Source organism: Rhizobium sp. A22-96 (genome assembly GCF_053521805.1).
The window spans coordinates 37,640-59,971 of record NZ_JBNWDQ010000005.1; the positions used below are offsets into that span (position 1 = coordinate 37,640).

Annotated in this window: 26 protein-coding genes; 2 read left to right on the plus strand and 24 right to left on the minus strand. The window is 62.0% G+C overall.

Going from position 1 to position 22,332, the window contains the following annotated elements:
- Positions 1-196: 196 nt before the first annotated feature.
- From phnN to phnG, 15 genes are all read right to left on the minus strand, one after another.
- Positions 197-802 carry a phosphonate metabolism protein/1,5-bisphosphokinase (PRPP-forming) PhnN gene (gene phnN / locus ACQZ6F_RS21640; protein WP_449096047.1) on the minus strand — a complete coding sequence of 202 codons (606 nt, stop codon included), beginning with the start codon at positions 800-802 and terminating at the stop codon, positions 197-199.
- Positions 799-1,938, minus strand: a complete 1,140-nt coding sequence (locus ACQZ6F_RS21645; RefSeq protein ID WP_449096046.1) for an alpha-D-ribose 1-methylphosphonate 5-triphosphate diphosphatase — start codon at positions 1,936-1,938, stop codon at positions 799-801. Before ACQZ6F_RS21645 ends, phnN begins: the two co-directional genes overlap by 4 nt.
- Positions 1,939-1,954: 16 nt before the next feature.
- Entirely contained in the window at positions 1,955-2,641 is a 687-nt protein-coding gene (locus tag ACQZ6F_RS21650) for a DUF1045 domain-containing protein (protein WP_449096045.1), read from the minus strand.
- Positions 2,642-2,830: 189 nt separating this feature from the next.
- The gene (gene phnE, locus ACQZ6F_RS21655) at positions 2,831-4,177 is read right to left on the minus strand and encodes a phosphonate ABC transporter, permease protein PhnE (protein ID WP_449096044.1); all 1,347 of its coding nucleotides are present in this window, start codon (positions 4,175-4,177) and stop codon (positions 2,831-2,833) included.
- A gap of 8 nt (positions 4,178-4,185) precedes the next feature.
- The gene (gene phnE, locus ACQZ6F_RS21660) at positions 4,186-5,166 is read right to left on the minus strand and encodes a phosphonate ABC transporter, permease protein PhnE (RefSeq protein WP_077468329.1); all 981 of its coding nucleotides are present in this window, start codon (positions 5,164-5,166) and stop codon (positions 4,186-4,188) included.
- A gap of 64 nt (positions 5,167-5,230) precedes the next feature.
- Positions 5,231-6,139 (minus strand): phosphonate ABC transporter substrate-binding protein, encoded by a 909-nt coding sequence (gene phnD, locus ACQZ6F_RS21665; protein ID WP_077468330.1) that lies wholly within the window; start codon positions 6,137-6,139, stop codon positions 5,231-5,233.
- An 89-nt stretch (positions 6,140-6,228) separates the two neighbouring features.
- The gene (phnC, locus tag ACQZ6F_RS21670; protein WP_068401037.1) at positions 6,229-7,083 is read right to left on the minus strand and encodes a phosphonate ABC transporter ATP-binding protein; all 855 of its coding nucleotides are present in this window, start codon (positions 7,081-7,083) and stop codon (positions 6,229-6,231) included.
- A 223-nt stretch (positions 7,084-7,306) separates the two neighbouring features.
- Positions 7,307-7,861, minus strand: coding sequence for a pyridoxamine 5'-phosphate oxidase family protein (locus ACQZ6F_RS21675; RefSeq protein ID WP_077468331.1), 555 nt, complete (start codon positions 7,859-7,861; stop codon positions 7,307-7,309).
- A gap of 93 nt (positions 7,862-7,954) precedes the next feature.
- Positions 7,955-8,572 carry a DapH/DapD/GlmU-related protein gene (locus ACQZ6F_RS21680; RefSeq protein ID WP_267553926.1) on the minus strand — a complete coding sequence of 206 codons (618 nt, stop codon included), beginning with the start codon at positions 8,570-8,572 and terminating at the stop codon, positions 7,955-7,957.
- The gene (gene phnL, locus ACQZ6F_RS21685; protein ID WP_077468332.1) at positions 8,569-9,276 is read right to left on the minus strand and encodes a phosphonate C-P lyase system protein PhnL; all 708 of its coding nucleotides are present in this window, start codon (positions 9,274-9,276) and stop codon (positions 8,569-8,571) included. Before phnL ends, ACQZ6F_RS21680 begins: the two co-directional genes overlap by 4 nt.
- 9 nt (positions 9,277-9,285) lie before the next feature.
- Positions 9,286-10,062, minus strand: coding sequence for a phosphonate C-P lyase system protein PhnK (gene phnK / locus ACQZ6F_RS21690; RefSeq protein WP_077468333.1), 777 nt, complete (start codon positions 10,060-10,062; stop codon positions 9,286-9,288).
- Positions 10,059-10,955, minus strand: a complete 897-nt coding sequence (locus ACQZ6F_RS21695) for an alpha-D-ribose 1-methylphosphonate 5-phosphate C-P-lyase PhnJ (RefSeq protein ID WP_267553922.1) — start codon at positions 10,953-10,955, stop codon at positions 10,059-10,061. The genes phnK and ACQZ6F_RS21695 overlap by 4 nt, the downstream gene beginning before the upstream one ends.
- Positions 10,952-12,061 (minus strand): carbon-phosphorus lyase complex subunit PhnI, encoded by a 1,110-nt coding sequence (locus ACQZ6F_RS21700; protein ID WP_068401019.1) that lies wholly within the window; start codon positions 12,059-12,061, stop codon positions 10,952-10,954. Before ACQZ6F_RS21700 ends, ACQZ6F_RS21695 begins: the two co-directional genes overlap by 4 nt.
- 3 nt (positions 12,062-12,064) lie before the next feature.
- On the minus strand, positions 12,065-12,691 hold the full coding sequence (gene phnH / locus ACQZ6F_RS21705; protein WP_449096043.1) for a phosphonate C-P lyase system protein PhnH: 627 nt from the start codon (positions 12,689-12,691) through the stop codon (positions 12,065-12,067).
- Entirely contained in the window at positions 12,691-13,167 is a 477-nt protein-coding gene (gene phnG / locus ACQZ6F_RS21710) for a phosphonate C-P lyase system protein PhnG (protein ID WP_037200348.1), read from the minus strand. The genes phnH and phnG overlap by 1 nt, the downstream gene beginning before the upstream one ends.
- A 101-nt stretch (positions 13,168-13,268) precedes the next feature.
- Between phnG and phnF the strand changes: the two genes are divergently transcribed.
- Positions 13,269-14,003 carry a phosphonate metabolism transcriptional regulator PhnF gene (phnF, locus tag ACQZ6F_RS21715; RefSeq protein ID WP_449096042.1) on the plus strand — a complete coding sequence of 245 codons (735 nt, stop codon included), beginning with the start codon at positions 13,269-13,271 and terminating at the stop codon, positions 14,001-14,003.
- A 13-nt stretch (positions 14,004-14,016) separates the two neighbouring features.
- Here the strand turns inward: phnF and ACQZ6F_RS21720 are convergent, their stop codons facing one another.
- The 9 genes from ACQZ6F_RS21720 to ACQZ6F_RS21760 all read right to left on the minus strand — a co-directional run bounded on the left by ACQZ6F_RS21720 (position 14,017) and on the right by ACQZ6F_RS21760 (position 21,596).
- Complete coding sequence (locus tag ACQZ6F_RS21720; RefSeq protein WP_077468337.1) at positions 14,017-14,313, minus strand: type II toxin-antitoxin system RelE/ParE family toxin; 297 nt, start codon at positions 14,311-14,313, stop codon at positions 14,017-14,019.
- Complete coding sequence (locus ACQZ6F_RS21725) at positions 14,310-14,651, minus strand: CopG family ribbon-helix-helix protein (protein WP_449096041.1); 342 nt, start codon at positions 14,649-14,651, stop codon at positions 14,310-14,312. The genes ACQZ6F_RS21720 and ACQZ6F_RS21725 overlap by 4 nt, the downstream gene beginning before the upstream one ends.
- A 52-nt stretch (positions 14,652-14,703) precedes the next feature.
- Positions 14,704-15,339, minus strand: coding sequence for a 2,3-bisphosphoglycerate-dependent phosphoglycerate mutase (locus ACQZ6F_RS21730; RefSeq protein WP_068401007.1), 636 nt, complete (start codon positions 15,337-15,339; stop codon positions 14,704-14,706).
- 123 nt (positions 15,340-15,462) lie between these two features.
- Positions 15,463-16,287 (minus strand): 4-hydroxy-tetrahydrodipicolinate reductase, encoded by an 825-nt coding sequence (gene dapB / locus ACQZ6F_RS21735; RefSeq protein ID WP_449096040.1) that lies wholly within the window; start codon positions 16,285-16,287, stop codon positions 15,463-15,465.
- Positions 16,288-16,302: 15 nt separating this feature from the next.
- Positions 16,303-18,042 carry an ABC transporter ATP-binding protein gene (locus ACQZ6F_RS21740; RefSeq protein WP_449096076.1) on the minus strand — a complete coding sequence of 580 codons (1,740 nt, stop codon included), beginning with the start codon at positions 18,040-18,042 and terminating at the stop codon, positions 16,303-16,305.
- A gap of 261 nt (positions 18,043-18,303) precedes the next feature.
- Positions 18,304-19,326 (minus strand): glucokinase, encoded by a 1,023-nt coding sequence (locus ACQZ6F_RS21745; protein ID WP_068400998.1) that lies wholly within the window; start codon positions 19,324-19,326, stop codon positions 18,304-18,306.
- Positions 19,327-19,360: 34 nt separating this feature from the next.
- Positions 19,361-19,741, minus strand: a complete 381-nt coding sequence (locus ACQZ6F_RS21750) for a methylglyoxal synthase (RefSeq protein ID WP_449096039.1) — start codon at positions 19,739-19,741, stop codon at positions 19,361-19,363.
- 99 nt (positions 19,742-19,840) lie between these two features.
- Positions 19,841-20,881 (minus strand): penicillin-insensitive murein endopeptidase, encoded by a 1,041-nt coding sequence (gene mepA / locus ACQZ6F_RS21755; RefSeq protein WP_449096038.1) that lies wholly within the window; start codon positions 20,879-20,881, stop codon positions 19,841-19,843.
- 145 nt (positions 20,882-21,026) lie between these two features.
- On the minus strand, positions 21,027-21,596 hold the full coding sequence (locus ACQZ6F_RS21760) for a hydrolase (protein ID WP_449096037.1): 570 nt from the start codon (positions 21,594-21,596) through the stop codon (positions 21,027-21,029).
- 36 nt (positions 21,597-21,632) lie between these two features.
- Between ACQZ6F_RS21760 and ACQZ6F_RS21765 the strand changes: the two genes are divergently transcribed.
- Positions 21,633-22,268 (plus strand): TetR/AcrR family transcriptional regulator, encoded by a 636-nt coding sequence (locus ACQZ6F_RS21765; RefSeq protein WP_205910594.1) that lies wholly within the window; start codon positions 21,633-21,635, stop codon positions 22,266-22,268.
- Positions 22,269-22,332: the final 64 nt, after the last annotated feature.

Sequence of the window (22,332 nt, forward strand, 5' to 3'; positions counted from 1 at the left end):
GAGGTGCGCAGGCTCTGAGCTTGTCGAAGGGCCGAAGCCTCGAACCACGAGGGCGGGTGGAGATATTCTACCGGGCCACCTCGTACTTCCAGGCCTTGACGCTTGCGCGCCAAGGCACCTCAGCATGAGGTAGGGGAGGCTCGCGACCCGACATAGCTACGAATTCACTGCTATGATCCGGGCCTGACACAAACGCCTATTTCCGGATCAGCGTTTCCAGCGCGGAGATGATTGCCTGTTCGGCCTCTTCGAGCGTGCCGCTATTGTCGATATCGGTCACGTCGTAGCTGCCTTGAACGGTCAGCGCACTCCGTTCCAGGCGCTTGAGCACATCTTCACGGTTCTCGCGCCCGCGTGCGATCAGCCGTTCCGCAAGCACTTCGCGCGTAGCCGTGATGTTGATGATCTTCAGGCGCGGGAATGCGGCCTCGAAATGATGTAACGCCGAGCGCGAGCCGTTGGCGATGACCAGATTGCCGCGCGCAAGCTCATCGAAGACATCGGCGGGAATGCCGTATTTCAGCCCATGTGCCTCCCAGGAAACGGCAAAGGCGCCGGCCTTTTCCATGGCATCGAAATCCGCGTCGGAAACGCTTCTGTGGTCCTCGTTGCCGGCATCGCCATCGCGGGTGATGACGCGGCGGACGAAGTGGATATCCGGCCGGCCGGCGAAATGCCGGGCGGCGAGGTTCATCAGCGTATCCTTGCCGGCGCCGCTCGGGCCAACGACAACGGCCATGACGCCTGTGGCTGCATCCGGCAGGCCGTGATTAGCCGGCTTGATGTTGGCGTCCGCGTTCATGCGACCCGACGTCCTTCTCGCCATACTGCGCGGGTAACCGGCACACCATGATCGCGGCGAACGCGAACCAGATCGGCGCGCAGGCCCTCGGCGATGCGGCCGCGATCGTTCAGGCTGACCGTCCTTGCCGGCGTTGCCGTGACCATGGCGATGGCCTGCGGAAGCGAGATACCCTCGACTTCGTCGGCGAGGATGAACGGCGCATGCAGCAGGCTGAGCGGCACATAATCGGAGGAGAGTACGTCCAGCACGCCGAGTTCGGCCAGATCGCGGGCGGCGATATTGCCGGAGTGCGACATGCCGCGCACGATGTTCGGGGCGCCCATCAGCACGCTCATGCCGGCGCCATGCGATGCCTTGGCGGCGTCGATGCTGGTCGGGAATTCCGCCAGGCGGACGCCATAGGCAACGGCTTCGTCGACATGGGCAAGCGTTGCGTCGTCATGACTGGCGATGGTGATGCCGCGCTCGGAGCAGACCTTGGAAATCGCATCGCGGTGCGGCTTGGCATATTTGGCCGATTCTTCCTGGCGCTTGGCGACGAAACGGGCAAAGACCTCGTCGCTGAGGCCGCGCTTCTTCTGGTAGTAGAAAATGTATTGATCCATGGTCTGGAACTGACGCTGGCCGGGCGCATGGTCCATCAGCGAGACGAGCCGGACATAGGCGTCTTTCTCGAAGTCGTGGAAGTGATCGAGGACGTTGTCGGAAGAGACCTCGCAGCGCAGGTGGATGAGGTGATCGGCGCGCAGCCGGTCTTCGCGCTGGGCCGCCTGAATGGCGTCGGCCATATCGCGCATCTCGCCCTTTTCGAAACCGCCATCTTCGTCGGAGCCCATGCGCAGGCAATCGAATACTGTCGTGATGCCTGAGGTGACGATCTGGGCGTCATGCGCCTGAATGGCTGCCGTTTTGTTCCAGCGCACGCCCGGACGCGGCGAATAGTGGGATTCCAGATGGTCCGTATGCAGCTCGACCAGACCGGGGATCAGAAAATCGCCCTCGAAATCCTCGCCGATGTCGGACTTGCCTTCGGAGATGCTGGCAATGCGTCCGTCGCGGATCAGCACCGAGCCTTCGACGATCTTGTCTTCGAGGACGATGCGGGCATTGGAGAGGACGGTTTCTTTGGTCATGTCTGGTCTTTCAGGTTTAGGCGTCGGCAAGCGGCAGCCAGGAACGGACGGTAAAGGGTGCCCCACGCTCTTCTTCGACGAAGATGGCGAGGCCGGAAATGTCGAGCGATTTGCCGGTATGGTCGGCGAAACGCTCACGCAGTGCCTCGTGCATTTCAGCCTGACGCTCGGCGGGGACACGCCCTGTCAAAGTCATATGGAAGCGAAACTCGTCGTTGACGTAGGGATAGCCCCAGCGCAGCAGATTGGCGCGATGCGGTTCGGTCATTTCTTCGGGGTTGCGGCGGGCGATGTCATATTGCGAAAGTGGCGCGCGGAACGGCTCGAAGCTCTTCACGACGCTCGAGGCGAAATCCTGCAGCGGCTGGTAAAGCGAGCCCGGCACGAGGGCGAAGAAGTGGCCGAGCTGGCCAAGCACCAGCTCCGGAATGACGAATGCCTTGGTCCGCGAGGCAAAATCGGCGGCAACTTCGAGCAGGTCGCGCTCATTCACCGATGTCGCAAGCTCGAAAGGCGCCTTCAGCGTGGCATGGAAGCCGTAGCGGCGGGGATCGGCGGTCAATTCCGCATGACCGTCCGGCACCGGGCCGATCGCCTTGTCGGAAAAAATCTCATTGGAAAATGCATCGCGACCCAGCCAGCGAGAGGCAAGCGACGTCAACGGATCGTCTTTGGGCGGCGTGAAATAAAGAGCATAGCGCAATGCTGTATTCCCTGGAAAAATCGGCTGCGCGGGACACTGTTGGGTGATTTGCGACAAACCGCAAGAGCAGCAAGGCAGCCTCGGACCGAATCCGGCTAAATCCGGTTCGGCCGATACGATCTTGCCGGGCCTGCGCTACCGGATTCCCGTGACAAAATGATGATCTCTGGAGATTTTTCTCGCTGTTTTTTATTTAACCCGCGTGCCCATCAGGCGAGAGCGCAAAGCATTGGATGCGGCGTCGAACAGGAAGACGACGAGCAGGATCAGCAGCACCATGTAGGCGACGTTTTCCCAATTGGCGTTGGTGCGCATCGCTTCCCAAAGTTTCAGGCCGATACCGCCTGCGCCGACGGCGCCTATGATGGTCGCGCCGCGCACGTTGGATTCCCACTGGTAGAGCGTCTGGCTGACGATGACCGGCACGATCTGCGGCATGATGCCGTAGCGATGCACCAGGATCGTCGACGAGCCGGTGGATTTCACGCCTTCGCGCGGCTTGTTGTCGATGTTCTCAAGGCCTTCGGAATAGAGCTTGCCGAGCGTGCCGGTCTCCGTGAGGAAGATCGCGCCGCTGCCGGCAAGCGGGCCGGGGCCGAAGGCGCGGGTCAGGAACAGCGCCCAGATCAGCATGTCGACCGAGCGCAGGAAGTCGAAGGAACGCTTCAGGACCTGATTGAGCAGCCGGTTGGGCGTGATGTTGCGGGCCGCGAGGAAAGCGAGCGGGAAGGCCGCGAGCGAGCCGAGGAGCGTGCCGAGGAACGCCATGACGATGGTCTGGAACAGCTTGGTCCAGACATCGCCATGCTGCCATGCGCCATTGTTCCAGACATTATCGAACGCCAGTGACAGATTGGATTGCGCGGGATCGAGCCGCGGCCCGGAAACGATCAGGCCGATGACCTCGCCCGCCGGCTTGTCGAAGAAGGGCGAATGCGTGTCGAAGACGAAATTGGCCCAGCCGATGAACCGCTTGCGGATCTTCACGCGATCAGAGGAAATGCTGGCGTCCCCGGCAAAGCCGAGATTGACCAGGATATTGTCGTCATAGACCGTCATCCAGCTGGGAACAGGCTCAGAGCCGACAAGCTTCGGTGTGTCGCCGGTAATGTCGATCGGGATGGTGATGCCATGCGCCGTGACGATCGCCTGCGTCTTCGTCACCGTCACCATGCGGCTCGTGCCGCTGACGGAGACCGTCATGCTGCCATCGGGGTTGGTCTTCACCCAGTCCGGGTTCGGATTGTCGCCCAGCGGCGAGAAGCGCGGATATTTGATGCTGATCTTGTCGCCGGAGATGCGGAATTCCGGCTGAACATCATAGCTCACCCACTCGCTGAGATAGATGCCGACGCGCTCCCAATGCGCCTCAGCGATGACTTTCGGCAGATCGAAGAACCAGACGGCATAGAAGCCATAAAGGATGACGCCGATGAACATTATCAGCGCGCCGAAGCGATGGCGGAACGACCGGTGAAGAATCTCCGGGTAGCGCGCTTCGATTTCCTGCATACGGCCGGCGTCGATGACGGACATGGTCAACCTCAATGCTGCAAAAGAAAGGCATGCTCGCCGACGAGGCGGCGGCGGAGCCATGCGGAAAACTGGTCGACGGCGATGATGGTCACGAAGAGCAGCAGCACGAGCGCCACTGTCTTGGCGCCGAAGCCGCGCGAAATCGAGAGCTTCAGCTCCTCGCCGATGCCGCCGCCGCCGACGGCGCCGATGATGGTGGAGGCGCGAACGTTGATCTCGAGGCGCAAGAGCGCATAGGACATGAAGTTCGGCAGGACCTGCGGCAGGGCTGCGAAGCGGACGCGCTCGGTCCAGCTCGCGCCGACGGCGCGCATGCCCTCGTCGGGCTTCATGTCGATATTCTCGACGACTTCGTAGAACAGCTTGCCGAGCGCGCCGATCGTGTGCAGGCCGACGGCGATGATGGCGGCGATCGGTCCGATGGACAGGATCGCCGAAAACAGCCCGGCGATAACGATTTCCGGGAAGGCGCGCAGGAATTCCATGATGCGCTTCGTCACCAAGCGGACGGGATGGGACGGTGACATGTTGCGGGCGGCATAGAAGCTCATCGGCACCGCGAAGACGAAGCCGATGATGGTCGAGACCAGCGCCACATTGATGGTGATGATCATCAGCTCGAAATATTCAGGGATGTAGAAATCGCCCCAGACATAGACGCGGCCGAGCGGAAAGTTGAATTCCTCGCCGCCGGCGCCGTTTGCCCCGTTCGGGCTCGGCAGGTCGAAGAGCGCGCGATAGACGTCGCTCCAGTCCTTGGGGATAAGCCAGCTCAGGAAATCGAAGAGATGCGGCAGACGTTCGAAGAAATGGCCGGCATTGCTTTCGTCGGCAAAGCGCACGGAACTGACGAAGGCGACAAGCAGGATCACGAGGCCGATGCCGGTGTAGAGGCGCCGCTTGGCCACCATCTTGCTCCAGGCGTCGCCGATCTCCTTGGCGCTCTGCGGCGCGCTTTGCATGTTCGGGTGCGTATCGGCGATCGTCATGAATTCTGCCCTTGTGATAGCAAAAGGGCGGCCGTTGCCGGCCGCCCCGTCATTGGAATGCGGATCAACCGCCGATGGCAGCCTTACGAACGTCGATAACAGCGTTGTAGAAGTCCGGGGTCACCTTGACGTAGCCCTTGAAATCGCCGCCTTCGACAGCATTGAAGCACTTGGCGTCAGCCGTCGGGAGCTTCATGAAGAAGTCCGAAAGCTTTGCCTGCCATTCGGTGCCGAGAGCGTTGCGAACAACGAGCGGGCCGTTCGGGATGAGCGGCGAACGCCAGACTTCGACGAGCTTGTTCGGGTCGACTGCACCCTTGTCGACTTCCTTGCGGAAGGTACCGGAGGTGAAGCCGTCCTTGAAATCGCCAACGCCCGAGGAGTCGTCGACAGCAACGTCGACCTTGCCGTCATAAGCGGCGAGCAGGTTGTTCTCGTGGCCGCCGTTGAACTGGGTCGAGGCGAAGAACTTGTCGTTCGGAACGCCGGTGGTCTTCGGGATCTGCGTCAGCGGAACGAGGTAGCCCGAGGTGGAGTCCGGATCGGCATAGCCGAGCTTCTTGCCCTTGGCGTCCATGATGGTCTTGATGCCGGAGGACTTCAGAGCGAGGCCGATCGAGTAGTAGCCGGTCGAGCCGTCGGTCTGCTGGGTCGTCAGGATCGGGGTAACGGCCTTCGGGTCCTTGATGGCAACGGCTGCATAGCCGGAAGCACCGAGTTCTGCGAAGTCGAGCGTGCCGCCGAGAAGGCCCTGGATAACGCCGTCATAATCGGCGGCCGGGAACAGCGATACCTTCTCGAAACCGAATTCCTTCTTCAGGTGGTCGGCAAGGCAGGCATAGTTGCGCAGGCGGTCGGCTTCGTTTTCGCCGCCGAGAATGCCGACGCGGAATTCCTTGAGGTCTGCGGCGTTTGCAGCGCCGCCAGCGAGCGCGAGAAGCGCCGTGGCTGCGAGAAGAGTCTTCTTCAACATTGGGTTCGTCTCCTGATTAACCGGTGTCCCCGGATGCCTTCGGTCTAGAAGAATGTGCCCTTGACGCGGGCTGTCGATCCCGGTCCCTCTCAGAGACCGGCCAGTGCCAGCGGTTGCGGGCCGGCAGATTCGATGGCCGCTGCCTGTGCGGCCGGATCGGCTAAATTGATTGATGTCGACGTCATGGTTTCGTCGATCCCGGCACCATCCTTGTCGGTGCCGTAGATTTCCTTGACGGCCGCAGCCGTCAGTTCGGATGCCTTGCCGTCGAAGACGACTTTGCCGGCCGCCATGCCGATGATGCGTTCGCAATAGTTGCGGGCCGTATCCAGCGTATGCAGGTTGGTGATGACGGTGATGCCCTCGCGCTCGTTGATGTCGCGCAACGCGTCCATGACGATCTTGGCATTGAGCGGATCGAGCGAGGCGATCGGCTCGTCGGCGAGCATCATCTTCGGTTGCTGCATCAGGGCGCGGCAGATGGCGACGCGCTGCTGCTGGCCGCCGGAAAGCGTGCCGGCCATTTGCAGTGCCGTCTGCTCGATGCCGAGGCGTTCCAGCGCGGCGATGGCTTCGATGCGCTCTTCGCGGGTGAAGACCGACAGAAGGCTCATGATGGTCGAGCGCTGGTTGAGGCGGCCGAGCATGACGTTGGTCAGCACGTCGAGGCGCGGCACCAGGTTGAACTGCTGGAAGATCATGGCGCAGTCGCGCTGCCAGCTGCGCAGCGCGCGGCCTCTGAGCTTCGAGACTTCGACGCCGGAGAAATGGATGGAGCCGGAGCTCGGATCGGCCAGGCGGTTGATCATGCGCAGCAGGGTCGACTTGCCGGCACCGGAGCGGCCGATAACGCCGACCATCTGTCCCTGCGGTATGTCCAAAGTCACGGAATCGACAGCGAGCTTGTTGCCAAACCGGCGCGAGACGTTCCTGAGTTCGAACATAGTGCTTCCCTTTCGCGGCTGCCGGGCTGCAAAAATTTCAGCGGTACCGGTGCTAAGAATGGGCGCATGACCCTGCCTCGAAAGGAGTTTCGAGGGGGTTGGCGCCAACCACAAGGCAACCGATTAGTCCCGCTTCATGAAGCTCCAATGTCAGTTTTATGTAAGTGCTGTTACAATTCTCGCCGATTTTGCAATATTAGCCGGCTGAGAGCTTTGCTTGTCTTTAGCCGTCAAATAAGCCCGTCGGCAAACCATCCATACTGAGGACATTCTTCTCGCGCCGGTATTCCTCAATACCGTCCGGACCTTTGGCTTTGGCCCATTGATCGAGGCTCGGTCTTTCGCCCTCATAGGAAAACAGCGGCACGCCGAAACCGCATGATGTCTGCACGAGATCGATGTCCAGCCACACGATCTGCCGAGCGCCGAGCGGCTCGTCTCCGGCATAATGTGCGTGCAGCAATTCGCGGTATTCGGGGAGTGGTCGATGGATAATCCTGCCGCGACCATAGAGGCGCAGGATCATCGGCGGCCCCTGCATTGCGCAGAACATGATGGTCAGCCGGCCATCGGCCTTCATATGGGCGGAGGTTTCGTTGCCGCTGCCGGTGCGGTCGAGATAGATGGCCGTGTTCGGCGAGATGATGCGCAGGCATAGCGTCTCGCGCGGCGAGACATTGACCCGCGAATTGGCAGCCGCGGATGCCGTGAAGAAGATGTGTTGCCGCGCGATGAAATCGCGCAGCCGGTCGTCGATGCTGGAAAACTGCTTTGCCATGAAGAGGCCTCCCCTAAACTCGGGCTCGACAGATAGCCTGAGGCTGTGACGCCTGCCGGCCCCGTGCAAGCCCGGTCAGGGCGAAAACCGTCCTTAGGCGTCGTAACGATCCAGAAAATCCTCGGCCGAAAGGGCGCGGAAGTCGGCCAGCGCCGTGCGCAGGCGATCATGATCCCAATCCCACCAGGCGAGCTTGTCCATACGTGCGCCGACCTCGGGAGTGAAACGCTCGCGGATCAGCTTGGCCGGAACGCCGCCGACGATCGCATAGGGAGCGACATCCTTGGAGACGACTGCACCCGCGCCGATGACGGCCCCGTTGCCGACCGTGACACCCGGAAGCACGGTCGCCCCGTGGCCGATCCAGACGTCATGGCCGATGACGACCCGGTTCTCGCGACGCCAGGTGAAGAAGTCGGTCTCCATATCGGCGTCCGGCCAGTAGTCGGCGGCGCGATAGGTGAAATGGTGAAGCGTCGCGCGCCATGTTGGATGGTTGGTGGCGTTGATGCGAACGGCAGCGGCGATGTTGACGAACTTGCCGATGGTCGCACACCAGACCGCGCCGTCCTGCATGATGTAGGAATAATCGCCGATCTCGGTTTCGTCGATGCGGCAGCGGTCGGACACCTCGGTGTAGCGGCCGAGCGTCGAATTGTTGACGCTGGCCGTCGGGCTGATGAAGGGCGTCTCGCCCAGCTTGCGGCTCATGCGGCTGCCTTTCTCGGCGAGAATTGTGAGACGTCGAGAATGCGGCTGCCAACGGCTTCGCGCACTTCCTCGTCATGGAAGATGCCGAGAAGGGCAACGCCCGCCTGCTTTTTCTGCTCGATCATGTCGACGACGACGGCGCGGTTGCGGGCGTCGAGCGAGGCTGTCGGCTCGTCGAGGAGCAGGATGGCGTGGTCGGTGATGAAGCCGCGCGCGATGTTGACGCGCTGCTGCTCGCCGCCGGAGAAAGTGGCAGGCGGCAGTTGCCAAAGCTCCTGCGGAAGGTTCAGCTGCGCAAGCAGGCCGGCTGCCTTTTCGCGGGCATCGGCTGCCGCCACGCCGCGAGCGAGCAGCGGCTCGGCGACGACATCTATGGCGGCGACGCGCGGCACGGTGCGCAGGAACTGGCTGACATAGCCCATGGTCTGCCGGCGCACTTCAAGCACGGTGCGCGGATCGGCGGTGGCGAGATCGACGATCTTACCCTTGTGCGTGACGAGGATCTGGCCGTTGTCGACGGCGTAATTGCCATAGATCATCTTCAGCAGCGAGCTCTTGCCGATGCCCGACGGGCCGCCGAGCACGACGCATTCGCCGGATGCGACCGAGAAGGAGACATCGGCGACGACGGGCAGACGCAGGCCATCACGCAGATGCATGGTGAAGCTTTTGAAGACTTCGGAAACGACGAGTGGGGTTGCCATGATATTTCCTCAGACCTGCAGGATCGAAGAGACGAGCAGTTGCGTATAGGGTTCGCGCGGATCGTCGAGCACGCGGTCGGTCAGACCATGCTCGATGACGTATCCGTCCTTCATCACCATCATGCGGTGCGACAGAAGCCGGGCGACGGCGAGGTCGTGCGTAACGATGATCGCCGACAGGCCGAGATCGTTGACGAGGCCGCGAACGAGGTCGAGCAGGCGGGCCTGCACCGAAACGTCAAGGCCGCCGGTCGGCTCGTCCATGAACACCAGGCGCGGGCCGGTCACCAGATTGCGGGCGATCTGCAGGCGCTGGCGCATGCCGCCGGAGAAGGCGCGCGGCTGATCGTCGATGCGGTCGGCGTCGATTTCCACCCGTTCCAGCCAGTCGATGGCCGTGTTGCGGATGTTGCCGTAGTGGCGATTGCCGATGGCCATCAGCCGCTCGCCGACATTGGCGCCGGCAGACACCGTCATGCGCAGGCCGTCGGCCGGGTTCTGATGCACGAAGCCCCAGTCGGTACGCATCAGGAAGCGCCGTTCGGCCTCGCTCATGCGGAACAGGTCACGATAGGTCTCGTCGCGCATATGATATTCGACGCTGCCCGTTGTTGGCAGCAGCCGCGTCGAGATGCAGTTGAGCAGCGTCGTCTTGCCGGAGCCGGATTCTCCGACGATGGCGAGCACTTCGCCCGGCCAAAGCTCGAAGGACACATCCCGGCACCCGATGCGGCTGCCGTAGAATTTCGAGATGTCCTTGACTTTCAGAAGCGGTGTATCGGTCATTCGGCAGCCTCCTTGCTACCAGGCAATCCATCGGCTGCGAGCATCGACCCAGCATGGCCATGGGCGCGGCGGTCCTCGCAGAAATCGGTGTCGGAGCAGACGAACATGCGGCCGCCCTTGTCGTCGAGGATCACCTCGTCGAGATAGACCTGCTCGGCGCCGCAAAGGGCGCAGGGCTTGTCGAAGCGCTGCACCTCGAACGGATGATCGTCGAAATCGAGGCTCACGACTTCGGTGTATGGCGGCACGGCATAGATGCGCTTTTCACGACCGGCGCCGAACAGCTGCAGCGCATCCGACAGATGCATTTTCGGATTGTCGAACTTCGGCGTCGGCGACGGGTCCATCACGTAACGGCCGGCAACCTTGACCGGATAGGCATAGGTGGTGGCGATGCGGCCGTTGCGGGCAATGTCCTCGTAGAGCTTCACATGCATGAGGCCATATTCCTCGAGCGCGTGCATCTTGCGGGTCTCGGTCTCGCGCGGTTCGAGGAAACGCAGCGGCTCGGGGATCGGCACCTGATAGACGAGCACCTGGTTCGGGCCGAGCTTGGCTTCCGGGATGCGGTGACGTGTCTGAATGATTGTCGCCTCGTCGGTGCGCGTGGTGACGGCGACGTTGGCAACCTTCTGGAAGAAGGCGCGGATCGAGACGGCGTTGGTCGTATCGTCAGCACCCTGGTCGATGACCTTCAGCACATCGTGCGGCCCGATAATGGCCGCCGTCAGCTGCACGCCGCCGGTGCCCCAGCCGTAAGGCATCGGCATTTCGCGCGAGGCGAAGGGAACCTGATAGCCGGGAATGGCGATCGCCTTCAGGATAGCTCGGCGGATCATCCGCTTGGTCTGTTCGTCGAGATAGGCGAAATTGTAGGTGGCCAGTTCGGTCATTCGGCTGCCTCCGTCATGGGGTCCATGCCGCTTTCGCGAGCGGCTTCGAAATCGCGGCGCATGCGCCTCACCAGGTCGAGTTCGGCCTGAAAGTCGACATAGTGCGGCAGCTTCAGATGTTCGACGAAGCCGGTCGCCTGCACGTTGTCGGAATGCGAGATGACGAATTCCTCGTCCTGTGCCGGCGCGGTGATGTCCTCGCCGAGTTCTTCGGCCCGCAGCGCCCGGTCGACCAGCGACATGGCCATGGCCTTGCGCTCGCTCTGGCCGAAGACCAGCCCGTAACCGCGGGTAAATTGCGGCGGTGCCTTGGCCGAGCCGGCGAACTGGTTGACCATCTGGCATTCGGTCACCTGGATGCGGCCGAGCGAGACGGCAAAACCGAGTTCCGGCACGTCGAATTCCACTTCGACTTCGCCGATGCGGATTTCGCCGGTGAACGGATGGTTGCGGCCATAGCCGCGCTGGGTCGAATAGCCGAGCGCCAGCAGGAAGCCTTCGTCGCCGCGGGCAAGCGCCTGCAGGCGAAGGTCACGGGTCATCGGGAATTCCATCGGCTCGCGCGTCAGGTCGCCGATCTCGTGGTCGAGCGGCATATTGCCGTCGCCCTCGATCAGGCCTTCCTGGCTGAGGATTTCCGAGACGCGCATGACGCGGCCCTGTTCGGCCGGCCGCTGCATCGGCTCGTCCACCTGCTCGTCGGTGAGTAGGCTGGGATCGAGCAGGCGGTGCGTATAGTCGAAAGTCGGGCCGAGAAGCTGGCCGCCCGGCAGGTCCTTGTAGGTGGCGGAGATGCGGCGTTCGATCTTCATGGCTGCCGTGTCCAGCGGCTGGGAATAGCCGAAGCGCGGCAGCGTCGTGCGGTAGGCTCTGAGAAGAAAGATCGCTTCGATCATGTCGCCGCGGGCCTGGCGAACGGCAAGTGCCGCCAGCGCGCGGTCAAAAAGCGAGGCTTCGGCCATGACGCGATCGACCGCCAGCGCAAGCTGCGCGACGATCTGGTCGATGCCGACAGCCGGCAGCGAGCGGTCGCCGCGGCGACGGTCGGCCAGCAGCCGGTGAGCATTGGCAATGGCGGCTTCGCCACCCTTAACGGCAACATACATATGTCACAACTCCGTCGCGGTGATCTTGGTGGTGCGCGGCAGGCAAAGGAATTGCCGGCCGGCGGTCAGGATGAGATCGACGCCGCGCGGGAAGAGCGCGCGATTGTCGTTCCAGATGCGCAGGAATGCATCAGGCAATCCGATCGGGGCGATCATGCTGACGCCGTTGATGCCGGGACCGGAAAGCGCCAGTTCCTTGCCGCCTTCGAGACTTTGGATCTCCAGGACGAGCGTCGTCGAGCGATCGGGATATTCCTGGGTGCCGATGCCGAACTGGTTGAAGGAGGAAAGCGCCATGCCTGCCTCGATGAAGGCGAACATCGCTTCCAGTCGTTCCTGGATGATGGGGGCGCCGGTGTGAAAGCTCAGCCATTCCGGCAGGCTCGACCGTCCAAGGCTGGTGGAAAGCCAGACCGGCGTATCATGGTCGCAAAGGGTGAGCCCGATCGCGCCCGCAGCAATGCCGAGGGGCGCGGGCGGGGTGATGTCGGCGGTAACCGTCTGCAGGATGCCCGGGCGCGCCATCGCGTCCATCATCATCTTGAAGACGCTTTGGGCGTCGAACACCGGATCGGTAAAGCCGCCGATCAATGCATCATTGCCGAAGGTGGAGGGGGTGGTGATGCTCATCAGTCTTCTCCGCGAACCATGGTGAAGAAATCGACGCGGGTGGCGGCCGTTTCTTCGGCGCGTTTGCGATCATAGTCTGCGATGCGTTCGGTGACCGGCTGCAGGATCGCCTTCTCGACGAACTCCTTGGTGGCCGATTGCTGCCAGAGGGCATCGAAGATGGCCGAAAGCCGTGCCTTCTCGCGATCCGTTCCGAGCGCATGCGCGTGGCCGATCGTGCCGGACGCCAGCCGGATGGTGGCGCGCGTCACCGTGACCTCGCCGAGGTTGAAGGGAGAGCCGCCGCCGCCGATGCGACCGCGCACCATGACAAGCCCGGTTTCCGGGCCGCGCACCGGCTGCACCGCCGGCTTGCTCGGCAACGCTTCCCAGGCCGCATCGAGCTCGTCGCGCTGGGCCTGCGCCAAGAGATCGGCAACGCGCTTGCGCTCCCGGCGCTCCTGCGCGGCCGCTTCCTGCCTCTGTGCTGAATTCATCGCATCTTCCTTTAAATGTCTATTGATATAGACAACCATACAAGATAGGATTATATCTATTAGTGAGTCGTGACAAGCGTGTGACAGGGCGAGTGGGCGAAATGGCAGGGCAGAAGATACAGCGGCAAACAGGCGTGGCGCTCTGGCGGCAGATCGCCGACCGGATTCGCACCTCGATCAACCACGGCGACTTTGACGAAAGCGGCATGGTGCCGCCGGAAACGACGCTGGCGCTGCAGTTCGGCGTCAATCGGCACACCATCCGAAGCGCGCTCGCAGCACTGGCGCAGGAGGGTATCGTCAGGGCCGTGCAGGGGCGGGGAACGCTGATCGAACGCAAGGAACGGCTGAGCTTCCCGATTTCGAAGCGGACGCGGTTTTCGCAAGGCATCGGCGACCAGGTGCGCGAGACCCGCAGCGTTCTGCTCGGCGACGGCGAAGAGGCGGCAAGCGCGGAATTGGCCCGGCACCTCAGGATCAAGACCGGCGCGCCGCTCGTGCGGCTGGAAACGCTCGGCCAGGCCGATCATCGCCCGGTATCGCGCGCCACCAGCTGGTTTCCGGCCGACCGCTTCGGCGGGATCGCCGAGACCTATCGGGCGACCGGGTCGATCACCAAGGCTTTTCGCGAGTTCGGCGTGCCTGACTACGTGCGAATGGTGACCGAAATTACCGCAACGCATGCCGACGAGAACGATCTCGCCGATCTCCAGCTATCGCCAGGGGCCATCGTGCTGATCACCCAGGCACTGAACACCGATCTCGACAATTTGCCGGTGCAATATTCGATCTCCCGCTTCGCCGCCGACAGGGTACGCTTCACGATCGAGAATTGAGATTGAATTCAGGCTAGGAAAGCGGCTGAACGTCGTTCGGCGGCCATTGCTGTGCGGCATGAAGAATGCGGATTATTCGCACTGTCTCATCCGCAAGATCGTAAACCAGCAGATAGTTTCTATGCACGACGAGTTCTCGGGTCCCGGATACGCGGCCGGGTCGGCCCGTCATCGGATGTGTAATAAGCTGCGTTGACCGTTTGGCAAAGAGTTCATCAAGCGCGATTGCCGCTGAGGCATTCTCCGCCTCGATATAGCTAAAGATTGCGCGTCGGTCGGCTCTTGCTTCGGGCGTCCAAGCAAGCTTCACGAAGATTTGCCGCTGAGCTTGCGGCGTGTTTCTTCTCGCAAGGCAGCGAATTCGGCTTCGACGTCATCGGCGGGGATGAGATTGCCTGCATTGGCGGAAACGAGACCAGCCTGAACCTGCTGGCGAAACCATGCGTCATAGTCAGCTGCATCTTGCTGCCGTTTCACATAGTCGCGCATGAAGCCTCGAAGCAATTGCGCCCCGGTTTGATCATGTGCTTTTGCAGCCTCGCTGAAGGCGGACTTCAAGTCTTCTTCAACCCGAAACGTAAATGTAGCGTCCGTCATATCAAGCCTATGTGTTACATATGCAGTGCAGTGTAACACATTTCGCTGCATTTTCCACCCCTCAACCATTCAGCGTGTGAGGGGTGGCGCTTCTTTCAGGAACTCAATGAGCGCCCGACATGTCGCCGAGGACTTCCTTCGAGGCGACGGTGGAGTCGGCCTTGAGCTTGTAGACCATCGGTACGCCGGTCGCGAGGTTGAGCTCAAGGATCTGTGCCTTGCTCAGGCGATCGAGAACCATGACGAGCGAGCGCAGCGAATTGCCGTGGGCAGCAACCAGCACGTTCTGGCCGGCGAGCACGCGCGGCAGGATTTCCGTCAGGTAATAGGGCCATACACGGGCGCCGGTGTCGCGCAGGCTTTCGCCGCCGGGCGGGGGCACGTCGTAGGACCGGCGCCAGATGTGAACCTGCTCTTCGCCCCACTTGGCGCGGGCATCGTCCTTGTTGAGGCCCGAGAGATCGCCGTAGTCGCGTTCGTTTAGCGCCTGGTCCTTGATGGTCTCGAGACCGGCCTGGCCGATTTCATCGAGGATGATCTTCAGCGTGTGCTGGGCGCGGGTGAGATCCGAGGTGAAGGCGACGTCGTACTTGATGCCGTAATCGGCCAGCGCCTTGCCGCCCGTCTTGGCTTCCTCGATGCCGAGCGCGGTCAGATCGGGGTCTTTCCAGCCGGTAAAGAGATTCTTCAAATTCCAGTCGCTCTGGCCATGACGAACGAGGACGAGAGTACCGCTCATAAAATTTCTCCTTAATGAAGCAATTCCAGGAAAAGTCTGTAGCGGTTTTCCGTCCGGAATTGCGAGACAATAAAAGGCTGGAGCGGATCGGCAGTTCCGTGCCGATCCGCTCCAGGGGTCAGGTCAACGTTTGGAAAGCCCGAGGACATCGAGCATGGAATAGAAGCCGGGTTTCTTGTCGCGCGCCCAGAGAGCGGCTTGCAGCGCGCCGCGCGCAAACAGCGAACGGTCGCCGGCACTGTGCGACAGCGTCAGGCGCTCGCCTTCACCGGCGAAGATGACGGAGTGATCGCCGACCACGCTGCCGCCGCGCAAGGTCGCAAAGCCGATGGTGCCAGCGGGCCGCGGGCCGGTGTGGCCATCGCGCACGCGCACGGAATGGTCGTCGAGATCGATGCCACGGCCCTTGGCTGCGGCCTGGCCGAGCAGAAGTGCAGTGCCCGAGGGCGCATCGACCTTGTGCCGATGATGCATCTCCAGCACTTCGATATCCCAGTCTGCCGAGGGAAGGGCGCGTGCCGCCTGCTCGATCAGCACACTCAAAAGGTTGATGCCGAGGCCCATATTGCCCGATTTGACGATGCGGGCATGGCGTGCGGCGGCCTGAAACTTCGCTTCGTCCTCGGCCGAGCAGCCCGTCGTGCCGATGATGTGGACGATGCGAGCCTGAGCGGCAAGCCCGGCAAAGGTCACACTGGTTGCCGGCGTCGTGAAATCGATGACGCCTTCGGCATGCAGGAAGGCGGAAAGCGGATCGTCGGTCATGGGGACGCCGATCGGCCCCAGCCCGGCGGTCTCGCCGGCGTCCTTGCCGATGAAGGCGGAGCCAGGGCGGGCGACGGCGGCGTGCAGCGTCAGGCCATCGGTGGCATGGATGAGGCGGATCAGAGCCTGTCCCATGCGGCCCGCCGCGCCAACCACCACCAGCTTCATCGCATTGTCGCTCATGTCGTCTCTATCGTCTTATTTGCGGGAGTTGCTGGAAACGGCCGGCCGCTGAAGGTTGTTGAGGCGAGCGTAAAGACCATTATCGGCCTCTGCAAGCGTCTCGTGGTTGCCCTCTTCGACCACGCGTCCGTTCTGCATGACGATGATCTTCTCGGCCCGGACCACCGTCGACAGGCGGTGGGCGATAACGACGACCGTGCGGCCGCTCATGGCTTCGTCCAGCGCCTTCTGCACGGCCGCTTCCGATTCCGTATCGAGCGCTGAGGTCGCTTCGTCGAGCAGGAGGATCGGCGCATTGCGCACCAGCGCGCGGGCGATCGACAGACGCTGCCGCTGGCCACCGGAGAGCGTCACGCCATTTTCGCCGACCGGCGTGTCGTAACCCTGCGGCTGCGCCATGATGAAATCATGGGCGTAGGCGTGCCGGGCTGCCGCTTCGATCTCCGCGTCGGTCGCCTCGGGGCGGCCATAGCGGATATTGTCGCGGATCGAGCCTTCGAAAAGATAGGGCTGCTGCGAGACATAGGCGAGATGCTGGCGCAGCGACTGCTTGGTGATGTGGCTGATATCCTGCCCATCAATGAGGATGCTGCCGGCCTTCGGGTCGTAGAAGCGGGGGATGAGATTGATGACCGTGGACTTACCGGCGCCGGAAGGGCCGACGAGCGCCGTCGTCTTTCCGCCTTCCGCCACGAAGCTGACATCGTCCAGTACGGTGTCGTCGCCATAGGCAAAATGGACACCGCGGAATTCGATGCGGGCTTCAGTGACGACGAGCGGCTTCGCATCCGGCAGGTCGCGCTGGCGCGGTTCCATGTCGAGCAGTTCGTAGATCATCCGCGCGTTGACGACAGCGCGTTCCAGCTGCACCTGCAGCTTGGCGAGACGGCGGGCCGGATCATAGGCGAGCAACAGCGACGTGGCGAAGGAGAAGAACACGCCGGGCGACACGTTGTCGTAAATCGATCGGTAGGCTGCATAGGCAAAAAGGCTGGCAATCACGAGGCCGGCGACGCTTTCCATCAGCGGTCCGTTGCGCTCCGAGAGGCGGGCGATGCGGTTCTGCCGGTGTTCGGCTGCCGTGATGAGCTTGTTGATCTTGCGCTCCAGCTCGTTTTCCATCGTGAATGCTTTCACGATGGAAATGCCCTGGATGGTCTCCTGCATCGCGCCGAGCACGTGGCTGTTGAGAACAACAGCTTCGCGTGTCGCGGCGCGCAGGCGCTTGGAAATATAGCGAAGTGCAAGGAAGAGCGGTGGCGCGATGACCAGGAATACGATGCTCAGCACCGGGTCCTGGAAGATCATCACGCCGAGCAGGGACACGAAGGTCAGGAGGTCGCGCGCCGTCGAGGTGATCGTCAGGTTCATGACGTCGCGAATGCCGGAGACGTTCTGGCTGACCTGGGCCGCAAGCTGCGCCGAGCGGGCCTCGTTGAAGAAGCCGACCGACAGGGACATCAGGTGATTGTAGAGCCGTCGTTGATAGCGGGCGATGATGTTGTTGCCGATTTTGCTCAGAATGACCGATTGAAAATACCCGGCGAAACCGCGCGCCACGAAAACAACGAAGATGCTTCCGCAAATCAGCCAGGCATCGATGAGATCGCGATCGACAAAGGCCTTATCGATGACCCATTTCATGATGTAGGCGATATAAGCCGTCGAGGCCGCTACGAGGATCAGGCAGGCAATGGCGACAGTATAGCCCCAGATATGATCACGGCCGTTTTCACCGATGATGCGCTTCAGCATGCCGGAGATAGCTTCGCTGTCGACGTTTGTTTTTTTTGTATCGGGCGATTTCAAAAATCGGCTTCCTGTCTCAAACCAAGCGAGCCGAATGTGGCATATGCTTTCGCGGCTCTATAAAGAGTTAGGACGGCTTTGGCTAGGGACGGCCGCCACACTGGTTAAGGCCGGCCCTGAAGCCGACCCCATTATAGAGGAAGGCCGCTGCTTCAAAAAGGCATGGCGTGCCGGAAGTTTCGGCGCGCCATCCGTTGTAGAAAGCGCTCAACGACGCCAGCGGCGGCCGTCGGTCGCAAGTCCGAAGCTCGACGGCTTGCGGGCATAGGCGGCAAGGCCGGAAAGCGCTGCCAACGGATTGACGACGACATAGGTCGGGATCGTCTTCATCATTTCGGTATGCGGCGCCTTGTCTTCGAAGGCTGCGCGGAATTCCGGCTTCTGCAGCGCCGGCAGGATCTTCTGCGGGATGCCGCCCGAGAGATAGACGCCGCCGCGCGCCATGAAGATCATCGCGATATCGCCGGCAACGCGGCCGAGATAGGTGACGAAGAGCGTCAGCGTTTCCTCGGCCTGTGTATTGGTGCCGGCAAGCGCATGGTTGGTGATATCGGCCGGCTCTTTCAGGCTCGGTTCGATGCCATCGGCCGCGCAAACGGCGTGATAGAGGTTCTGCAGCCCGCGGCCGCAGATGATCTGCTCGGCCGAGATGCGGCCCTCGATGGTTTCCAGGTGCGGCCAGATCTGCAGGTCGCGCTTTGTGCGCGGTCCAAGATCGATATGGCCGCCTTCACCCGGCACGGGTATCCACTGATGCTGGGTATGGACAAGGCCTGCAACGCCAAGCCCGGTGCCCGGTCCGAGCACGGCGCGCGAGGCGCTCTTGTTTTCCGAGGCCTTGCCGATGGTTTCGCGGTGCTCGTCGGCAACGTCGGAGATTGCCAGCGCCTGCGCCTCGAAATCGTTGATGACAAGCACATCCTCGATGCCGAGATTGGCGATCATCGTCTTCGGGCGGATCACCCAATCACAATTGGTGAGCGGAATCTCGTCGCCCTGCACCGGGCCTGCCATCGCAAGGATCGCGGCGCGCGGCTGCACCCTGCTCTTTTCGAGGGTCTGCTTGATCGCATCGTCGATCGTCGCGAAATTCGCCGTCTGCACGACCGGAAAATGTTCCTGTTCGGCTTCGGCGTCGACAAGGATCGAGAAACGCGCATTCGTCCCGCCGATATCGCCGATCAGGATGGGAAAAGGCAGTGGGGCATCGCTGTGATTGAGCTCGGGCATGGCCAGGTCCGTGGTCTGCCGCCGGCAAGGCGGATTAATGATTCAGTGTTTTGATCAGCCGCTCGGCGGTGGATTCGTTGAGCGCCATGGGAATGTCGTAGACAACGGCAAGCCGCGTCAATGCCTTCACGTCGACATCGTGCGGCAGGGGCGTAAGGGGATCGATGAAGAAGACGAGCATGTCGATCTCGCCAGTGGCGATCAGCGCACCGATCTGCTGGTCGCCGCCGAGCGGACCGCTTTTCAGGCGGGTGACCTTGAGAGTGGGACAGGCGTCGAGCACGCGGCCACCGGTCGTGCCGGTTGCGACGATGTTCCAATCGGCAAGGGCTGCCTGATTGCGCCGTGCAAATTCTGCCATCGCATCTTTTTTCTGATCGTGCGCGATCAGCGCGATGCATTTGCTGCCGGCCATGAAGTCCTTGCTCCGCCCAGTGCTTTCAATCGATTTATCCGCCTTCTATACTAAGAGGATGAGCTTTGAAAGACCGCTCGGGCAAGGACTGCCCCTGCCTCACTGCTGTGGAATCTGGCCGGGCGGCGTGTTGCCGGAGGCGGGCATCATATCCGTTTCGGCAGCCGCGCCGGCACCTTTGGCGCCATAGGTAGCGGCGCGCACGGAGGCGACGGGCGGCGCGGCCAGCACGGCCTCGCAAGCCCTAGGAAGATCGGAAACCATGACCTCCCGCGGCTTTACCGGCGGCTTGTCACTCGGTTTCGGCTTCGGCTTTACCCAGGGTTCCGGCCCGAGCCACCAGGCAAGCGTCTTGTCGCAGCCGTCGCCGGCGGCAACCGGCGCTTGTCCCGTGCAGCCGACGGAGCCCGGGGGGCAGCGTAGGCGGATGTGGAAATGCGAGTCGTGCCCATATTCCGGGCGCAGCTTGCCGAGATTGCTGCGGTCACCCGTCCAGCTGTCGCACATCTTCTTCTTGATGGCCGGATTGACGAAGATGCGTTCGACCTCGGGATAGCTTGCCGCGCGCATCAGCAGGCGGGCATGCGCCGGCGTCCAGACCCTGTCGTTGATTGTCAGGAATTTGTCCTTGGCGAGCATCGAGGTGAAGGGCAGGGCTTCGCGATCAGCAGCCGATAGCTTGCGTTGAGGCATCGGCGTCAGCCAGATATCGGCATCGAGGCCGATCTGGTGCGAGGCATGACCGTTGAACATCGGGCCACCGCGGGGCTGCGAGATGTCGCCGACGAGCAGGCCCGGCCAACCGTCATTCTTCGCGGCATCGCGCGACAGGCGTTCGAGCAGGCCGATGAGCTCGGGCCTGCCCCAGCGGCGGTTGCGCGAAAGGCGCATGGCCTGCCATGTCGGACCATCGGCAGGCAGTGCGACCGCGCCGGCAAGGCAACCCTTGGCATAGAAGCCGATCGACTGCGATGGCCCCTGCGTCGGAAGGGTGACGCCGCCGAAGATCGCCTTGGCGCTGCCGGGCGAGGGGGCCGTCTGCTGCGCCAACGCATCGCCGGCGATGAGGCCCATGCCGAGCGCGGCGGCGAGGGAGAATTTGCCGATAGTCTGGAAGGTGCGAACCAGTGGGGAAACCATGCATATCCTTGAAAGGCGGTCGGAACGGGCCGAAGTGATTTGCGGCAAGACTATCCTGAAAAATGGTCCAAGTTAATCCGCGACAATCACAGGTGGCCGATCAACGGCCACCTGCTTGCCCGTTCTGGCCGTCAATGCGGACGGATCAGTTCGCCAAAATTTCCGCCGTCTTGCGAATGCGCGACAGTCGCGGCAACACCTTCGTGCAGGAGAAATCCTGCATGTCCTGCGAGAATGTCGTCACGGCGTCCTCGGCGACGATGACGGCATAGTTTGCCGCATAGGCATCACGCACTGTCGATTCGACACCGAAATTGGTGGCGACGCCGGTCAGGATCAGTGTCTTGATGCCGCGGCGGCGAAGCTGCAGATCGAGTTCGGTGCCGTAGAACGCGCTCCACTGGCGCTTGATGACGGCGACATCGGGCGTCAGCGCGGCAATCTCGGCAGGCTGCGCGAGGGCAGCTGCCGGCAAGCCACCGGGGGGAAGCGTGAAGGTTTCGTCAGTCGGCTGGTTGACAGCGTCGGCATAGTCCGGGGAAAATCCAACCGTGACAAAGACGGTCGTTCCGCCATCGGCCTTCAGCTTGTTTGCGATGGCGACAGTGTTGTCGACGATCTGCTGGGCGGAATAGGGTGCGAGCTGGCGGCTGAGAACCAGGCCCTGCAGGTCGATGGAAACGAGAGCGGTGGTCCGGGGGTCGTAAAGTGGCATTGGGGGCTCCAAGAGAAATATGAGGATATCCTCGCAATGGAAAATATGAGGATGCCCTCACAAAAATCAAGTGAAGAATTGAAGACGCGCACACCGAAGCGGCAGCGCGGCCATGACCGTGTCGTGATCCTGCTGGAGGCCGCTGCAAGGGTCTTGGCCCGAAAGGGGTACGACGCTGCAACGATGACGGAGATCGCGGCCGAGGCTCGGTCCTCCATCGGCTCGCTTTATCAATTCTTTCCGACAAAGCTCCTGCTCGCCGAGGCGCTGCATATCGATCGCCTGGAGCGGCTGAAGACGGGTCTTCGGGAAGTGGCGGAGCAGAGCACTGGCCTTTCCGCAGCCGATAGCGGTGAAGCGATTTTCGATGCGCTTGGCGCATTCATCGAAGAATTTCCGGAATTCCCGGTGCTCGGCGCGCGCCGCGATATTCCCAAGGAGCGCAAGGCACGCTCCCGCGCGGAGCTTAAGGAGCTGATCGCCACTATTTTGCGGCGTGCTCAGCCGCCGATATCGGACGATATCGGCTTGATGTCGGGGATCGTACTTGAACTGCTGCGCATCGCTCTCGTCGTCGCCAACGAACCGGACGCTGCCGAGGACCGGCGCGTCGTTAGCGAATTGCGGCTGATGCTGCGCAAGCGCCTGGAAGAAGCCGCCTGCAAAAGCTGATTTCGAGACGCCTCATACGGCTTAATGCCAAAGAGATGAGCAATTGCGTCCTGCTTTTTGCCCT

Coding starts and splice junctions, on each gene's coding strand:
- ACQZ6F_RS21730 (WP_068401007.1), bottom strand. CDS start 15,339: ATGAGCGGTACTCTCGTCCTCGTTCGTCATGGCCAGAGCGACTGGAAT.
- ACQZ6F_RS21695 (WP_267553922.1), bottom strand. CDS start 10,955: ATGACCGAACTGGCCACCTACAATTTCGCCTATCTCGACGAACAGACC.
- phnL (WP_077468332.1), bottom strand. CDS start 9,276: ATGGCAACCCCACTCGTCGTTTCCGAAGTCTTCAAAAGCTTCACCATG.
- ACQZ6F_RS21760 (WP_449096037.1), bottom strand. CDS start 21,596: ATGCCACTTTACGACCCCCGGACCACCGCTCTCGTTTCCATCGACCTG.
- phnK (WP_077468333.1), bottom strand. CDS start 10,062: ATGACCGATACACCGCTTCTGAAAGTCAAGGACATCTCGAAATTCTAC.
- dapB (WP_449096040.1), bottom strand. CDS start 16,287: ATGAGCGACAATGCGATGAAGCTGGTGGTGGTTGGCGCGGCGGGCCGC.
- ACQZ6F_RS21700 (WP_068401019.1), bottom strand. CDS start 12,061: ATGTATGTTGCCGTTAAGGGTGGCGAAGCCGCCATTGCCAATGCTCAC.
- phnF (WP_449096042.1), top strand. CDS start 13,269: ATGGCAGGGCAGAAGATACAGCGGCAAACAGGCGTGGCGCTCTGGCGG.
- ACQZ6F_RS21680 (WP_267553926.1), bottom strand. CDS start 8,572: ATGAGCCGCAAGCTGGGCGAGACGCCCTTCATCAGCCCGACGGCCAGC.
- phnG (WP_037200348.1), bottom strand. CDS start 13,167: ATGAATTCAGCACAGAGGCAGGAAGCGGCCGCGCAGGAGCGCCGGGAG.
- ACQZ6F_RS21765 (WP_205910594.1), top strand. CDS start 21,633: ATGGAAAATATGAGGATGCCCTCACAAAAATCAAGTGAAGAATTGAAG.
- ACQZ6F_RS21745 (WP_068400998.1), bottom strand. CDS start 19,326: ATGCCCGAGCTCAATCACAGCGATGCCCCACTGCCTTTTCCCATCCTG.
- ACQZ6F_RS21645 (WP_449096046.1), bottom strand. CDS start 1,938: ATGACCAAAGAAACCGTCCTCTCCAATGCCCGCATCGTCCTCGAAGAC.
- phnE (WP_449096044.1), bottom strand. CDS start 4,177: ATGTCCGTCATCGACGCCGGCCGTATGCAGGAAATCGAAGCGCGCTAC.
- ACQZ6F_RS21740 (WP_449096076.1), bottom strand. CDS start 18,042: ATGCTGAAGCGCATCATCGGTGAAAACGGCCGTGATCATATCTGGGGC.
- phnN (WP_449096047.1), bottom strand. CDS start 802: ATGAACGCGGACGCCAACATCAAGCCGGCTAATCACGGCCTGCCGGAT.
- phnH (WP_449096043.1), bottom strand. CDS start 12,691: ATGAGCATCACCACCCCCTCCACCTTCGGCAATGATGCATTGATCGGC.
- mepA (WP_449096038.1), bottom strand. CDS start 20,881: ATGGTTTCCCCACTGGTTCGCACCTTCCAGACTATCGGCAAATTCTCC.
- phnD (WP_077468330.1), bottom strand. CDS start 6,139: ATGTTGAAGAAGACTCTTCTCGCAGCCACGGCGCTTCTCGCGCTCGCT.
- phnC (WP_068401037.1), bottom strand. CDS start 7,083: ATGTTCGAACTCAGGAACGTCTCGCGCCGGTTTGGCAACAAGCTCGCT.
- phnE (WP_077468329.1), bottom strand. CDS start 5,166: ATGACGATCGCCGATACGCACCCGAACATGCAAAGCGCGCCGCAGAGC.
- ACQZ6F_RS21750 (WP_449096039.1), bottom strand. CDS start 19,741: ATGGCCGGCAGCAAATGCATCGCGCTGATCGCGCACGATCAGAAAAAA.
- ACQZ6F_RS21725 (WP_449096041.1), bottom strand. CDS start 14,651: ATGCAGCGAAATGTGTTACACTGCACTGCATATGTAACACATAGGCTT.
- ACQZ6F_RS21675 (WP_077468331.1), bottom strand. CDS start 7,861: ATGGCAAAGCAGTTTTCCAGCATCGACGACCGGCTGCGCGATTTCATC.